Annotated in this window: 10 protein-coding genes; 5 read left to right on the plus strand and 5 right to left on the minus strand. The window is 38.9% G+C overall.

What is annotated here, in order from left to right:
* The first annotated feature begins 4 nt into the window (after positions 1 to 4).
* The 5 genes from ACTWQM_RS11850 (at position 5) to ACTWQM_RS11870 (ending at position 4,829) form a co-directional block, all read left to right on the plus strand.
* On the plus strand, positions 5 to 1,144 hold the full coding sequence (locus ACTWQM_RS11850; protein ID WP_443258397.1) for a glycerate kinase: 1,140 nt from the start codon (positions 5 to 7) through the stop codon (positions 1,142 to 1,144).
* 166 nt (positions 1,145 to 1,310) lie between these two features.
* Positions 1,311 to 2,051, plus strand: coding sequence for a type I methionyl aminopeptidase (gene map / locus ACTWQM_RS11855; protein WP_443258359.1), 741 nt, complete (start codon positions 1,311 to 1,313; stop codon positions 2,049 to 2,051).
* A gap of 149 nt (positions 2,052 to 2,200) precedes the next feature.
* The gene (locus ACTWQM_RS11860) at positions 2,201 to 2,755 is read left to right on the plus strand and encodes a TetR/AcrR family transcriptional regulator (protein WP_443258360.1); all 555 of its coding nucleotides are present in this window, start codon (positions 2,201 to 2,203) and stop codon (positions 2,753 to 2,755) included.
* Positions 2,756 to 2,817: 62 nt separating this feature from the next.
* On the plus strand, positions 2,818 to 3,951 hold the full coding sequence (locus tag ACTWQM_RS11865; RefSeq protein WP_443258361.1) for an MFS transporter: 1,134 nt from the start codon (positions 2,818 to 2,820) through the stop codon (positions 3,949 to 3,951).
* Between the two features lie 314 nt (positions 3,952 to 4,265).
* Positions 4,266 to 4,829: a DUF4256 domain-containing protein gene (locus tag ACTWQM_RS11870; RefSeq protein ID WP_443258362.1), complete on the plus strand. Its 564-nt coding sequence runs from the start codon at positions 4,266 to 4,268 to the stop codon at positions 4,827 to 4,829.
* A 451-nt stretch (positions 4,830 to 5,280) separates the two neighbouring features.
* On the opposite strand, the gene ACTWQM_RS11875 is transcribed toward ACTWQM_RS11870, so the two are convergent.
* From ACTWQM_RS11875 to ACTWQM_RS11895, 5 genes are all read right to left on the minus strand, one after another.
* Positions 5,281 to 6,948, minus strand: a complete 1,668-nt coding sequence (locus ACTWQM_RS11875; RefSeq protein ID WP_443258363.1) for a glycoside hydrolase family 13 protein — start codon at positions 6,946 to 6,948, stop codon at positions 5,281 to 5,283.
* Positions 6,945 to 9,230 carry a TIM-barrel domain-containing protein gene (locus ACTWQM_RS11880; RefSeq protein ID WP_443258364.1) on the minus strand — a complete coding sequence of 762 codons (2,286 nt, stop codon included), beginning with the start codon at positions 9,228 to 9,230 and terminating at the stop codon, positions 6,945 to 6,947. The genes ACTWQM_RS11875 and ACTWQM_RS11880 overlap by 4 nt, the downstream gene beginning before the upstream one ends.
* 3 nt (positions 9,231 to 9,233) lie before the next feature.
* Complete coding sequence (locus ACTWQM_RS11885; RefSeq protein ID WP_443258365.1) at positions 9,234 to 12,587, minus strand: glycoside hydrolase family 31 protein; 3,354 nt, start codon at positions 12,585 to 12,587, stop codon at positions 9,234 to 9,236.
* Between the two features lie 66 nt (positions 12,588 to 12,653).
* A complete protein-coding gene (locus tag ACTWQM_RS11890) occupies positions 12,654 to 13,922 on the minus strand; it encodes an ABC transporter substrate-binding protein (RefSeq protein WP_443258366.1) in 1,269 nt (422 codons plus the stop codon).
* A gap of 25 nt (positions 13,923 to 13,947) precedes the next feature.
* Positions 13,948 to 14,781, minus strand: coding sequence for a carbohydrate ABC transporter permease (locus tag ACTWQM_RS11895; RefSeq protein WP_443258398.1), 834 nt, complete (start codon positions 14,779 to 14,781; stop codon positions 13,948 to 13,950).
* Positions 14,782 to 14,822 lie beyond the last annotated feature (41 nt).

The following is a 14,822-nucleotide window of genomic DNA, read 5'->3' on the forward strand; positions in this document are numbered from 1 at the left end:
TAAGATGAAAATCGTAATTGCTCCGGATTCTTTCAAGGAAAGTATGTCAGCATTAACTGCTGCCAATGCAATTGAAAATGGTTTTAAAAAAATTATTCCTAAAGCAACATATGTGAAAGTCCCCATGGCTGACGGGGGTGAGGGAACGGTTCAATCACTCGTGGATACAACAAACGGGAAAATCATCAGTGAAACCGTAACAGGACCAGCTGGCTACCCTGTTGAAGCATTTTACGGACTTACGGGTGATGGAGAAGAAACAGCCGTGATTGAGATGGCTGCTGCTTCTGGTCTTCACCTCGTACAATATGAAAACAGAGATCCATTAACCACAACGACAAAAGGTACAGGAGAACTAATTCTCGCTGCACTTGACTTTGGTGTAAAACATTTGATTATCGGACTAGGTGGAAGTGCAACGAATGATGGTGGAGCAGGAATGGCTCAAGCGTTAGGTGCCAGCCTGCTCAACTCAGACGGACTACCGATAGATTTTGGTGGCGGTGAATTAAATAAAATTCATTCGATTGACACCACAAACTTGGATCCAAGATTGCAAGAGGTACAAGTTGATGTTGCTTGTGACGTGGATAATCCTCTGACTGGAGATCATGGTGCGTCTGCTGTATTCGGCCAGCAAAAGGGTGCAACTGAAGAGATGATTACGACGTTAGATCAAAATCTCACCCATTACGCGCAAATTCTAAAACGTGATTTAAGTAAAGACGTTGAGAAAATAGCAGGATCCGGTGCAGCTGGCGGACTTGGCGCGGGTTTACTAGCCTTTTTAGAAGCCGACCTAAAACGAGGAATCGATATTGTCATCGATGCAGTCGATTTAGAAGAACACATGGAACATGCCACACTAGTCATCACCGGTGAAGGTAAAATAGATAATCAGTCAATCTACGGAAAGACCCCAATTGGCGTTGCTAAAATCGCTAAAAAACAACACGTACCTGTCATCGGTTTAGCAGGTTCTCTTGGCGAGGATTATCAAGTTGTTTATGACCACGGGATTGATGCACTCTACTCAATTGTACCAAGTGCTGTTCCACTAGAGACAGCACTTGCCAATGCAGAGCAGTATACAGAACAACTAGCCGAGAATATTGCCAGGACGATTAAGGTACTGGGATTATAATATTTGGCATGGTGTCGTGACTAGTAATGCACACTTAATTGACTTTTAAAAAGTAGTCAACCGACCCGCAATAGTGCCATTTTGTTGAAAAAAAAGCCGTTCCGTTTATGATAGAAACTCAATGGAATGGTAATCATAAAAACACTTAAAAAAGGGAGCATATGCAATGATTGCAAAGACTGAAGAGGATTTTAATGGATTAAGAGAAATTGGTGAAATTTGTGGAGCAATTCGAGATAAATTAGTCCAATGTACGAAGCCTGGTATTACTACAAAAGAACTCGATGAAATTGCGGGAGAGATTTTTGAAAAAGCAGGAGCTCAATCTGCACCAAAAGAAGAATACGATTTCCCTGGGTTTACATGCATTAGCATAAATGAAGAAGTAGCGCACGGTATTCCAAGGGACTGGACAATTCAAGAAGGAAACCTTGTAAATATTGATGTTTCAGGTTCTAAAAACGGGTATTTCGCAGATACTGGAATTTCCTTTGTTGTTGGGAAAGGAGAGTTAATTTTACAGAAAATATGTGACGTTACTAAAGAAGCATTCGACGCTGGACTTGAGAAGGCAAAACCAGGTTCGAAAAAAAGCGCTCTCGGAAAAGCTGTACACAATGTAGCGAAACAGCATGGCTTAACTGTTATAAAAAATCTTACTGGACACGGTGTTGGGCGCTCGATTCATGAAGCACCAGAACATATTTTCAATTATTTCTCTCGCTGGGATGATGAAATTTTAAAAGATGGTATGGTAATTGCCTTTGAGCCTTTTATCTCTACATTTGAAGAGGAAGTTTACCAATCCAAAGATGGATGGACCTTCCTAACCGATGAAAGCCATGTGGCTCAATACGAACATACAGTTATCCTTACAGAGGAAGGACCAATTATTACTACATTGTAGGTGTACTAATACCCGCATTAGAGCGCTTTCTGTAATAAGGAAAAGGTCCTTATTGGCGTATAAATTTAAGAAATAGTTGAAGTTTAGATTTGGAATTGATATTCTATCGGTAGAAAGGTCATTCTATCTAACTGAAGGAGAAATGTAACATGAGTCGATCTATAAAAAAAGAGACATTACTTAAAGTGGCTGAACGATTATTTTATGAGCATGGATTTCGTGGGGTAGGATTAAAGCAAATCATAAGTGAAGCGAATGTTGCTACAATGACGCTCTATAATCATTTTCCTTCCAAGGATAATTTGGTCGAAGAAGTACTGAAGCAGCGGGAGGAACGCTATTGGTCTTATTTGGATTCACATGTGGAAATGGATTCAGATTCCCCTTTCATCCTCGCTGTTCAAGCTCATGGCCGTTGGTTAAAAGAACAATCCTACAAAGGGGATATGTTTTTAAGAGCGATAGAAAATTATTCGGGAACTGATAATGAGATTGAAAACATTGCAAGAGGTCATAAAGCAAAATTACTTAAATATTTTCAACTATTAGCTCAAAGAAAAGGTAAAGAAAACAAACGTGATCTGGCTAATCAATTTACCTTACTGCTTGAAGGAACCACTTCCATGACGACATTAATTGGTGTAGAGAAAGCAACAGAACATTCTATTGCGATGGCGAGGACACTTGTCCAACATTCATCGTAATTTTTTTAACCAACTATTAGAAAGGTCGTTCTATATACTATTTTGGAGTTAGGATGAGTACCATGAAATTTTCAAAGCTAGTTTTACCTGGAGTTACCATGATTGCTGTCACCTATGGATTTGCAAGGTTTAGTTTTGGATTGCTTCTTCCCGGGATAAATGAATCACTTGAAATGTCCGAATTCGTATCAGGGATGATTTCTTCGCTTTTTTATTTATCCTATTGCTTTACGATCATTCTATCCACCGTGATTACTTCAAAAGAAGGGCCAAGAAGGATGATTATCGCTGCAGGACTATCAGCATTTGTTGGATTGCTGTTGATGTGTATCGCTCCAAATGAGTGGATGCTGGCGTTAGGGGTAATACTAGCAGGTGGAAGCACAGGCTTAATATCTCCTCCTTATGGTGCGGCGATATCGCTTTGGATTAAAGAGGATAAACAAGGACGAGCTAACACATGGATCAATTCAGGAACAAGTATTGGCATAGTCCTTTCTGGATTGGGAGCGATTTTATTAGCACCAAACTGGAGAATGACGTATTTGATTTATGCTATCTTGACATTTCTGATATTGGTATGGAATCTCCGAGCGATTCCAAAAGTCGGGGCGAGCCCAAGTTTAACGTTTAAAAAAGGGAATCTCTCTATACGAGGAGTAAAAGGAGCCACCCCTTTGACTTTAGCATCGCTTACCCTGGGAATTTCCACAGCGGCCTTTTGGACATTTTCCAGAACCTTTATTGAGGTGGCTGGAGATTATAGTGCCTGGCAGCTTTCGGGATTCTGGGTCATCATAGGATTATTTGGTGTGCTAGGCGGTTTTTCTGGTTCTCTAATTGAAAAAGGGGGACTGCCGTTAGCTTACAAATTAGGGAGTTTGTCGATTGCATCATCATCGATAATTCTCTCTTTTGCACCTGGAAATTTGCTTATGACTTACCTATCGGCTGGAATCTTCGGTTGCTCCTATATATTTTTAACAGGAGTTCTTCTTGTATGGGGAATTCGTGTATTTATTACGAATGCATCATTAGGTATTGGTGTTCCATTTTTACTTTTGGCAGTGGGGCAAGTTATAGGTTCATTATTCGCTGGAATGTTTATTGAAGCGTGGGGTTATGTTCTTTCATTTATACTTTATGGAATAATCGGCCTATCTGCTAGCCTAATAGGTCCAAAAAGAACTGCTTAGAAAACTTGGCATCGTTAAAGGGATTCTTATGAAAGCGTATTATGCTTTCTTAAAACCCCTTATACTCTGGAGTGCAAGCCTTTGGGCGAATTGCCTTAGCTGCACTTATGCAGTAAGAAAGTAGTTATACTTTCTTACTGCCAAGAAAACCCTGATGCTTCCTAAACAAACGTAGCGCTTTAATCTATCGTGCCGGGTTTAGGCAGATTATGGAGGAATGGATTTACTTAATCATTTATTGTAAACTGAACTTACACAATTATTTAAATGACTTATTAACCATTACGATTAAAAACAGTGAGGGGGAAACTAACGTGAGTAACAAACAGGAGTTGTCACCAGAACAACGTGAAGAATTACTCAAAGCATTGAAAGCACGTTTTGAGAAAAACATGCACCGCCATGAAGGCCTTGAATGGGCTGATGTCCAAGCAAATTTGGATACTAATCCTGAAAAACTGTGGTCGCTCAATGAAATGGAAAGAACTGCCGGTGAACCGGATGTTGTTGGTCATGATAAAAAGAAGGACGAGTACATTTTCTATGATTGTTCAACGGAAAGTCCTAAAGGTCGCAGAAGCATTTGTTACGACCGTGAAGCGCTGGAGTCAAGGAAAAAACATAAACCAGAAAACAGTGCTATTGATATGGCAACTGACATGGGCATTGAACTTTTAACAGAAGAACAGTATCGGGCTTTGCAGGAGCTTGAAAATTTCGATAAGAAAACGTCGAGTTGGGTACAAACACCTTCTGATATCAGGAAACTCGGCGGTGCTCTTTTTTGCGATTACCGCTTCGGACACGTTTTCACGTATCACAATGGAGCAGAGTCCTACTATGGTGCCAGAGGTTTCCGTGGCTCGCTAAGTGTCTGAATTTTGCACGGACAGATATCCTTTAATTTGAGAACGGACCTCCTTGGGATATGCTTTAAATTCATTCTTTAACTTTTGAGTGCAGGAATTCTAGCAAACTTTTCTTATCACTAGTAAGAAAAGGATTTAGTTTTCTTTCCTGAAATTAAAAATGGACTGTTACAGCAGTCCATTTATAAGATCACTAATCACTTAATATCACAGTTAAGTATATCGCTCAGATTCGATTCTTCACCCTAAACTTATCAACTACGCTATCCAATTCATAAAATAAAGACTTTTTAACTGCCATCTTAATGTTTTCCAAAAAAACCTTAAAAGCTATAAACATTATATACGGATAATTATGTTATCCACTTTTTAATTTTCAGATTTTCTAGTTAATGCTTTTCTAGTTTCCCTCTTATTCCTCTTTAACCTGCCATGCTATTAAAGTTTCCGATTTACCAAATTATAGTTTATAGACTGTCCCTTCATAAGGTTGTAATGTTTGTCCCTTAGATAACTTTTCTTCATTCGTAATAACAATATCAGCATCCCAAATCTTTTCTACAATCTCACTGCTTACATTAACCTTCTGATCAGAGAAATTACACAATGCAATTAATTCCTCCCTCTCACCGACTCGCCGATATGCAAAGATGTTCGGATCGGCACGCATCAACAACTCAAATTTTCCTGTTGTGATGATATCCAACTCTTTTCTTAGGTTTATAAGGCGTTGGTAATGATAAAAAATAGAGTTCTTATCTTCCATTGCAGCCTGTGCATTGATCTTTGCATGGTTGTCATTCACTCTAAGCCAGGGTTCTCCTGTAGAGAATCCTCCATTTTTTAATCCGTTCCATTGCATAGGGGTTCGGGCATTATCGCGACCCTTCGAATATATAGCCTTCATGATTCGTTCATGCGACCAACCTAATTCAGATTTTTCTTTGTACATATTAAGGGTCTCGATATCCTGATAGTCCTCTAACCGAGCAAAACGGATATTAGTCATACCTAGCTCTTCACCCTGGTAAATATAAGGTGTCCCTTGCATCATATGCAGACAAGTTGCCAACATTTTAGCAGATTTTTCACGATAAGTACCATCATTGCCAAAACGGGATACTACACGTGGCTGGTCATGATTGTTCCAGTACAAACTGTTCCAACCAACATCATTTAACGATGTTTGCCATTTCTCGAAATTCTCTTTCAAATCAACAAGATTTAGTGACTTCAGATCCCATTTATCTCCGTCTCGCTCATCTAAAGACATATGCTCAAACGTAAAAATCATATCCAATTCGTTATTTTTAGGATTTGTGTACAACTTAGCTTCCTCGGGTGTGGCTCCTGGCATCTCTCCGACAGTCATAACATCGTGTTTTGAAAGTACTTTACGACTCATTTCCTGTAAAAACTCATGAATGCGTGGACCGTTGACAAAAAAAGGACCTGGATCTCCATATTTATTACCTTCTTTTAACTCTCCATCTGGTAATCTCTGATCTTTGGATATAAAATTTATAACATCCATACGAAATCCATCAATTCCTTTGTCCATCCAGAAATTCATCATGTCATACACATCTTCTCTAAGCTTCGGATTCTCCCAGTTTAAGTCCGGCTGTTTTTTTGCAAATAAATGAAGATAGTATTGTTCTGTCTTATCATCATATTCCCATGCTGAGCCACTAAAAATGGAACTCCAATTTGTTGGCGGCTCTCCAGACGCCTTTCCATCTCTCCAAATGTAGTAATCACGATAAGGATTATCTTTATTACTTTTCGATTCAACAAACCATTGATGCTCATCTGATGTATGGTTCACTACTAAATCCATTATTAGTTTCATATTTCTAGCGTGGACTTCATCTAAAAGCCGCTCCACGTCCTCCATTGTGCCAAACTGCTTATAAATCACACGATAGTTTCGGATATCATAACCATTATCTTCCTGTGGGGAATCATAAATAGGCGATAGCCAAATTACATCAATTCCTAGTTTTTTTAAATAATCCAGTTTTTCGATAATCCCGGGAATGTCACCTACCCCATCACCCGTTGTGTCATTAAAGCTACTAGGATAAATCTGATAAACCACACTTTTTTTCCACCATTCTGCTGTCATCTCTTTTCACCTACTCCATTTTCCCCTATTATTTTCACATTATTAATCGTTGCACTTGTATCTAAAGCACCTGATTTTACGACATCAGTTTCCCCGTTATTCATCACTTTAATAGTAGATAAACAATACTTACCTAATCGATAGTCATATGATAAATTATCATCTTCATAAAGCTTTCCCGCCATTTCTTTATGGTCAGAGTAATAAGCTAGTAATTCAATGTCTTGCTTTTCTTTTGTATGGAATACAGAATTGCCCAATGGTAAAACTGTACCTTCCTTTATAAATATTGGCAGTGTATCTATTTCCGCATGAATTAGGTGATATTGTCCTCCTTCTATCTTCACTTCTGTCCACCAGTCGTACCAAACACCTTTCGGAAAATATACAGCACGGTAAGATTGACCTGGGCGAAGTATTGGAGCAATCATCACATTATTTCCAACCATCACTTGATCACTACAGTCTAAAGTCTCTTTATCATCTGGAAACTCCATCACTAGTGGTCGCACGACAGGAACTCCTGTTTGTTCTGCTTCATAAAATAATGTATATAAATACGGCATGAAGCGATACCGCAATTCGATATATTTCTTAACAATAACCATCGTTTCTTCTCCAAAAGCCCATGGTTCCTGATAAATAGAATCTTGAACACTATGATTTCGAAAATATGGTAAAAATGCTCCCATCTGTGTCCATCGGATTAATAATTCCGGTGTTGCATCAGAAGAAAACCCACCCACATCTCCACCACAAAATGCTACTCCTGACATTCCTAGATTCATAATCATTGGAAGCGACATTTCAAGGTGTTCCCAGTGACTTCTATTGTCACCAGTCCATACAGCTGAATAGCGCTGAACCCCTGCATATCCAGCCCTAGTAAGAGAGAAAGGCCTTGTATTAGGCAGTTGCACCTGCAAACCTTCAAAAGTTGCTTTACTCATATATAACCCATAAAGGTTATGGCCCTCCTTGTGACTAATGAGCTTGCCATCCTTGTTATGCATAACATTTAAATCCATCGTTTTAGTTTCATTAAACACGGATGGTTCATTCATATCGTTCCAAATCCCTCTGATTCCTAAGTCAGTATAGAAACGATGCAAATTGCCCCACCATTGCTGAGCTTTAGTCTGGAAAACGTCAGGAAATGCACTTTGCCCAGGCCATACTTCTCCATGATACACAACTCCGTCGATATATTTACTGAAGTAGTTATGTGTTATCCCCTCTCGATATACCGAATAGTCAACATCCTTCTTCACGCCTGGATCTACAATCGGCACTACATCAATTCCTTTCTCTCTTAAATCAGAGATTAGCTTTCCAACATTAGGAAATCGATCCTCATTAAACGTAAATACCCGATAACCATCCATGTGGTGAATATCAAGGAATATACAATCTAAAGGAATTTTATATTTTTTAAATGTAGTCACTACTCTTTCTACTTCCTCTTGTGATTCGTAGCTATAGCGAGACTGGTGATAGCCTAGGGACCATTTGGGAGGAAGCGGTGTGGTCCCAGTAATGTTCGTATAGTGCCGCACCGTGTCTTTAATATCATCTCCCAGAATAATATAAGTGTTTACTGAACCACCTTCAGCCCGGACGGTCATCTTATCTTCATATCGCTGCATATCAAATTCTGTACGATAAGAATTATCGAAGAGAACACCTGTTGAGAGTTTATCTGGTTCATGAATAATAGCAAAAGGAATTGATTGATATAACTCAACCGTATCTTTGTTGTGAGGTGCGAAGACATCTGTGTTCCAGTTGCTTAGTTTTGATCCATTTTTATTAATAAATCCACTTTTTTCCCCCAGACCATATATTGGAGAATTCACAGACTTGTGCATCGAGAAAATTATATGTTTTTCCGAGCTATAAGCGACAGAAGGTGCATTTGTTTCAAAAATGATTTCCTCGTGCCTCTTAACGTTAAAATGAAAAGGAGATTTAAAAATAGTTATACAGTAATCTCCCAGAACTAAGGTAATTTCATTTTCCTTCTCATTAAAGTGTGCCCCTGCCTGGGTTTCATCTTTCTCTATAGCGATAGAAGTATTTTCATCCACTTTATTAAAAGGGTTTAAACCAAAACGGATTACTTTTTCATGCAGAAAATATAGAAAGAAACTCCCTTTAGCCAGTTCCCCTCTTAGTACACTGCCATCCCAGTATACTCCTTGAATGGAACCGATAGAGTGCAGGACTTCTTCTTTTTCACTAACTTCAGAAGGCAGAATAGCAAAACTTGTATTTTCTAACATATTCTACAACCCTTCCTTTACATTAATAATGTGCAGTGGTTTGTCACTTCCTATAACGTCATAGTGTAACCCTTTTATATCTGTTTGCACTCTGACTGTGATTTCCTCATCAGAAACTTCCACGGATAGCTCAACCGTATTCCCCAAATGATCTTCCAGTTTTTGATTAAATGAAGCATCACAATAAATTTTACATAATGGTACCTGATATTGAGAGATATCATTACCAACTGAACTCCCCCACTGCTTCGTATCGTTTACATTAAGTAATAGAGCGTGATTCATACGGGCAAATACAGGGATTTGATCAACATCGGCAGCTGATAAAACGACTGTTGGCCCTTGGTACACTTTACCACCCCATAGATCCACCCACCTTCCTTTAGGTAGATAAACCTTTCTAGAAATTGTATTTTCTTCAATTATGGGAGCTACTAGTAAAGATTGACCAAAAAGGTACTCATCATAAAGACCATCTACTCTGGAGTCATCCGGATAATCAATCATAAGTGCACGCATCAAAGGTATGCCTGTTTCACTTGCTATTTTTGACTCCTGATATAAATAAGGGATTAGATTCATTCGAACATTAGCAAAGAATCGATATACATCAATAACCTTTTCTTCACCCGTACGTGCTGCAATATTCCATGGCGTTCGATCTTGACTAAACTCTGCTTTACTCTCTGCATGGTATTGCATAATTGGACAAAAAGCAGCCATCGAGGAAGATCGCATGAATAACTCTGCTGTTGGAATCTCTCCATTAAACCCAGCTAAATCCCAACCCCAAAATACGATTCCTGCTAAACCTGCATTAATCCCAGCCACCAAAGACCGTTTAAAGGCATCAAATGTAGAGCGCTCATCTCCTGCCCAGTGAGCCGGAAAATTTTGGGCACTTATATAACCTGCACGGCTAAATGTGATACCGTTATTCTGCTGAGCAAAATTATAGTAAGCTTCAATATAATCATTCGGGTATTGATTCCGCATTTCGCTTCCGGTTTGGCCATTTGCAAATTGAAGGTTTTTCCCGAAAATAAATTCACCTCCATCTGTTTTAAAACCGTCTACCCCTATATCTAATAGATATTGACGTTTATCAAACCACCACTTTTTTCCCGCTTCATTGCTAAAATCCATTACTAAGCTGTTCGTAAACCAGTTTTCCGGGATGCGATATGGAGAACCATCCTCGTTCTTCACTACATACCCATTTTCTATCATGTAAGCCTCATCTTGATCCTTAAGAGGATGTTTTTGATTATTTAAGTACTTCTGTATGGGAATTTGCCAGAGAATAAGTTTTAAATTTTCATCGTGTAACTTCTCGACCATTCCCTTTGGATCCGGCCACCTTCCCCAGGAAGGAAAACTCATTTCAGCATAACCGTGCACATGTCCAGGCTCTTTAAGCTCGTAAGTTGCGTCATTGAACATATAATACGTAGCTTCATCACTCCATTGCTCCAGAACGATAACCGTTGCGGGAATACTATGCTTGTTTGTGGTTTTTACTTCTCCCTCAACAATAGATTGTCTGTCCCAGTTATTACTCGACATCCATGGACCGAGAGCCCATGCCGGCACCATTGCTGGCTTTCCTGTTACCTCGGTGTAAGCTTTGAGTTGCTTCTTATAGTCACCAAAGTAAAAATGGATATCCGTATTGGTTACCATGGAATCCTGTTCAAACGTCACGGTGCATTTGTCTTTCAGTTCAGATGCAAGATCAAATTTTGTGTAATTCGCTGTATTTACAAAACAACCATATCCGGTATTGGTCATATAAAATGGGATCGGTATATACGTTCTCGTTCCCTGGTCTCTGTATTGATTGTATACATAGCAATCAATGACTTCTCCTCGTTGTTCGATAGCGTTGTACCTTTCACCAAATCCATAAAACTTCTCCTCTTTTGGCGTATACCAATTAATATTGAATTCTCTAACTATACCTTCTACATCAGTCCTCCATTCAAAAGGAGCATACAAAGGATGGGTTGAAAGGAGTCTACTCTCACCTTTAAAAAGAGAAATCCGTGGGTTTTCCATTTCAACTTCCAGTCTGTATTCCCCAACATCTAGAGATATAGGTTCTTCATTATCACGTTCGGACACCATTTGCCCTGCTTGTTGCTGAATACTAATGTTCATTCCGTCTTCCCTTAAGGAAATACTCATAGCATTATCCTGGCCAAGTCCAAGTAACAACCCTTTATCCTTTTTCTCCAATAAATGGAGACTATTTGTTTCATTCTTCTTCCGGGTTGTTAACATGTATTTTTTCGAGCGAAGCTCTTTTCCATTAAGAAGTTTTGCTATAAATCTGTATGAATATCTATCATGATCAGGGAGAGGATCTATTTTTCTTCGATATACAGCTGTACCGTTAATAAATTTAGAAAGAAGATTTTTTGTTATTCGCCAGGTTTTTGCTTCATTTTCCATTTCGACTACAACGCTATCAATATCACTCTGACTAACTACTTGGCAAGCAATCTGAGTATAATCATCTAAAGTTGGATAATGTGGTATTCGTTCCGTTAGTTGAGAAATATAAACGTTTTCATTTCCCAAAGGCTCATGAATAATTTGATCTCTATGGTTTTCTTTTGCTGCATAGTGATCAAAAATATTCAGGATAATATCAGCAAGCTCATCTTTCCCTTTATCCAATTGTACTTGTTGAGCATAATGAAAAGCTTTTTCCTTTTCGGATTTCTCCAAGTAATAAAGGGCGATCATAGCGGTAGCAGACGCAGAAGATTCTTGGGCTCCACGATAGGGTAATAACCCACCGTCCTCTTCTAAATGAAGAATCATTTTCTGTGTCGCCTCCACGATAGCCAGGTCTTCTGGTGAAAATAAACCGAAAGGCATAACAGCTAGTGTTTGGTCGACAGAAATTGTTCGATTATGTACCCCGTTGAGAGCCGTTCCCCCCGATAATAAATTATTAAAAACAAAATCCCGAATATCTGTCATAACCTTTTGTAGGGAAAAGGAACCCCGGTTATTTTTCGTCTCCAACAAAGCAGCATAAACCATAGATATGTTTGACAAATAAATATCTTTTGAACCTGTTCCCCATATACCTTCGTGCACTTCCTCCCATTCCTTTGTAAGATACGCAATATAGGATTCATAATCGATGATTGCTATTTTTTTATTATCAGATGTTAATCCTATTTGTCTTTGAAGTAGCCATGTCCATGTTGCAATATTATAAATCTCTTCTGTTTCGATATCAGGCTGTAAGCACAGTAGGGACTCTTCTGCTGAGTTAAAGTCTCCTTTCAGTTGTGAAAGATACGCTTGAAGCAATTCTATATATGTCTGTTTCGCTTCCATATGCACCATCCTTTCATGAAGAAGGATATATGTGAGGTGGTTACACATATACCCTTCTCGAATCACTTAATTGTTCATGATTTGTTCGTATTCAGATTGAAGCGTTTCTAGCACTTCTTCTGGTGTTTTATCACCATTTAGAGCTTTTTCAAACTCCTGGTTTGTTACGTCACTAATTTTACTCCACTCATTAACAGCTGGTGGCAGTACAAGGGTATCTAGTGCTTCAAATACTGCCTCTCTATTTTCTGGTGGTGTCTGCTCAAGATATGGTTGTAAAATTTTCTCATTTGTTATTGCTGGCAACTCCCATGAATTTTCGACACGCAGTTTAGCCACTTGTTCACTCGCGCTCATGAAAGCAGCAAATTTATACGCAGCTTCTTTTTTATTGGAATCTTTAGATACTGCTAATCCATTCGCAAAGAAATGATGTGCTTTTTGTGTATTTCCCGCTTCTAGCTCAACATCCCATTCAAACGATGCATCTTTAAATGCCCCAAACATCCAAATACCTGTATGAACGATACCAAGTTGGCCATTCAGGAACAAGTCTGCAGGTGCCTGCCCAGACATTTCCGCAGGGGAAGGAGATACACCGGACTCTGTCACTTTATCCACCATATAATTCAGTGCTTCTAAGTTTGCTTCTGATTGAACCGTTGGCTTACCTTCTTCGTTAAATAGTTGCCCACCATTCTGTGCTGCAATTTTAAAGTATTCGTTCATTGTTGTAGGGGCATAAGTTCCCCAGACATTATTTTCTTCGTCAGTAATTTTCTTGGCAGCTTCCAATTCATCTTCCCAAGTCCAGTCTTCGGTTGGATATTCGACACCAGCTTTATCAAAAAGGTCTTTGTTGTAAAAAGTTAAAACATTAGAGAAACTTTCCACCATCCCGAACTGCTTTCCATCATACTGATAAGCTTTAAAGGCTTCTTGATTCAACTGCGCAGGATCAAAGCTTTCATCTTCTTCGATATATCCTGATAAATCAGCTAATGTTCCTTTGGAAGCATACTGGATAAAATTTTCATAGTTTAATTCAAATACATCTGGTGCATTTCCTCCAGCAATACGCGTCTGTAGTTTCGTGAAGTAATCTGCATACGCTACTAATTCTGTATTTACTTTAATGTTTGGATTTTCTTTTTCAAAAGCCTCAACAATGTCAGCTAGCACATCTTCATAATCCGGTGTCGCAGAGAAGCTATAATACGTTATTTCTGTCGTACCATCCTTTCCTTCTGCTTCTCCACTATCATCAGAAGAACAAGCCACTAAGCTAAGAATAGCTATCAATAATAATACAGATGAAAACCAAAACTTCTTCATATAAATCTCTCCCATCTTTAATAATTTATTCTTTCATTCCACTCATAGTCATACCTTGGATAAAGTATTTCTGAGCGAAAAGATAGACAATTAATATCGGTAAAATACTTATGACTACCCCGGACATCATTAATCCCCAGTCTGTGGCCCACCTCCCCTGCAGCAGAGATAGTCCAAGAGGCAATGTTGCAAGCTTCTCATTACTTATCACAATCAGTGGCCATAAGAAATTATTCCATGATTGCATAAATGTAAAGATTCCTAATGTAGCAAGCATAGGTTTAATCAAAGGTAAACAAACCCGGTAAAATACTTGGAAGTGATTCGCCCCATCCATGAATGCTGCTTCTTCCAATTCACGAGGTATCCCCAACATAGCCTGACGCATAAGGAAGGTTCCAAACACGGCAAACATCGTTGGTATAATGAGTCCAGGGTAAGAATCTAACCAACCAAACTGCTTGATTAATATAAACTGCGGAATCATCGTTACCTGGGTCGGAACCATCATAGTCGCTAAATACAGTAAAAATAACTTATCTCTTCCCTTAAATTGCATTCTTGCAAATGCATACGCAGCCATAGAACTAAATATCATTTGACCTAATGTAGTAAGAACTGCTACCACGATTGAGTTCCATAAAAACCGCATCATTGGAAACTGCTGGGTAACTCTTTGGTAATTAGCAGTTGTCGGGTCCCCAGGAACAAATTCAGGTGGTAATACCATTGTTGCCCCGTCTGGTTTAAGAGAGGTAGACACCATCCAAAGAAAAGGTACCAGCATCGTGAAAGCGCCAACAATTAAAAGTAAATAGAAAAGCAGTTTCTTGATAATGGGACGTTTATTCGTATTGATTAAGCGAGTATTTTTCAAAATAAAATTTTCATTCGAGTTTT

It is taken from the genome of Virgibacillus sp. L01, from assembly GCF_052246775.1.
In the GTDB taxonomy this organism is placed as follows: Bacteria; Bacillota; Bacilli; order Bacillales; family Amphibacillaceae; genus Lentibacillus.

Bases quoted from the DNA above. Each gene is read 5' to 3' on its own strand.
- ACTWQM_RS11850 (WP_443258397.1), top strand. From the start codon at position 5: ATGAAAATCGTAATTGCTCCGGATTCTTTCAAGGAAAGTATGTCAGCA.
- map (WP_443258359.1), top strand. From the start codon at position 1,311: ATGATTGCAAAGACTGAAGAGGATTTTAATGGATTAAGAGAAATTGGT.
- ACTWQM_RS11860 (WP_443258360.1), top strand. From the start codon at position 2,201: ATGAGTCGATCTATAAAAAAAGAGACATTACTTAAAGTGGCTGAACGA.
- ACTWQM_RS11865 (WP_443258361.1), top strand. From the start codon at position 2,818: ATGAAATTTTCAAAGCTAGTTTTACCTGGAGTTACCATGATTGCTGTC.
- ACTWQM_RS11875 (WP_443258363.1), bottom strand. From the start codon at position 6,948: ATGACAGCAGAATGGTGGAAAAAAAGTGTGGTTTATCAGATTTATCCT.
- ACTWQM_RS11880 (WP_443258364.1), bottom strand. From the start codon at position 9,230: ATGTTAGAAAATACAAGTTTTGCTATTCTGCCTTCTGAAGTTAGTGAA.
- ACTWQM_RS11885 (WP_443258365.1), bottom strand. From the start codon at position 12,587: ATGGAAGCGAAACAGACATATATAGAATTGCTTCAAGCGTATCTTTCA.
- ACTWQM_RS11890 (WP_443258366.1), bottom strand. From the start codon at position 13,922: ATGAAGAAGTTTTGGTTTTCATCTGTATTATTATTGATAGCTATTCTT.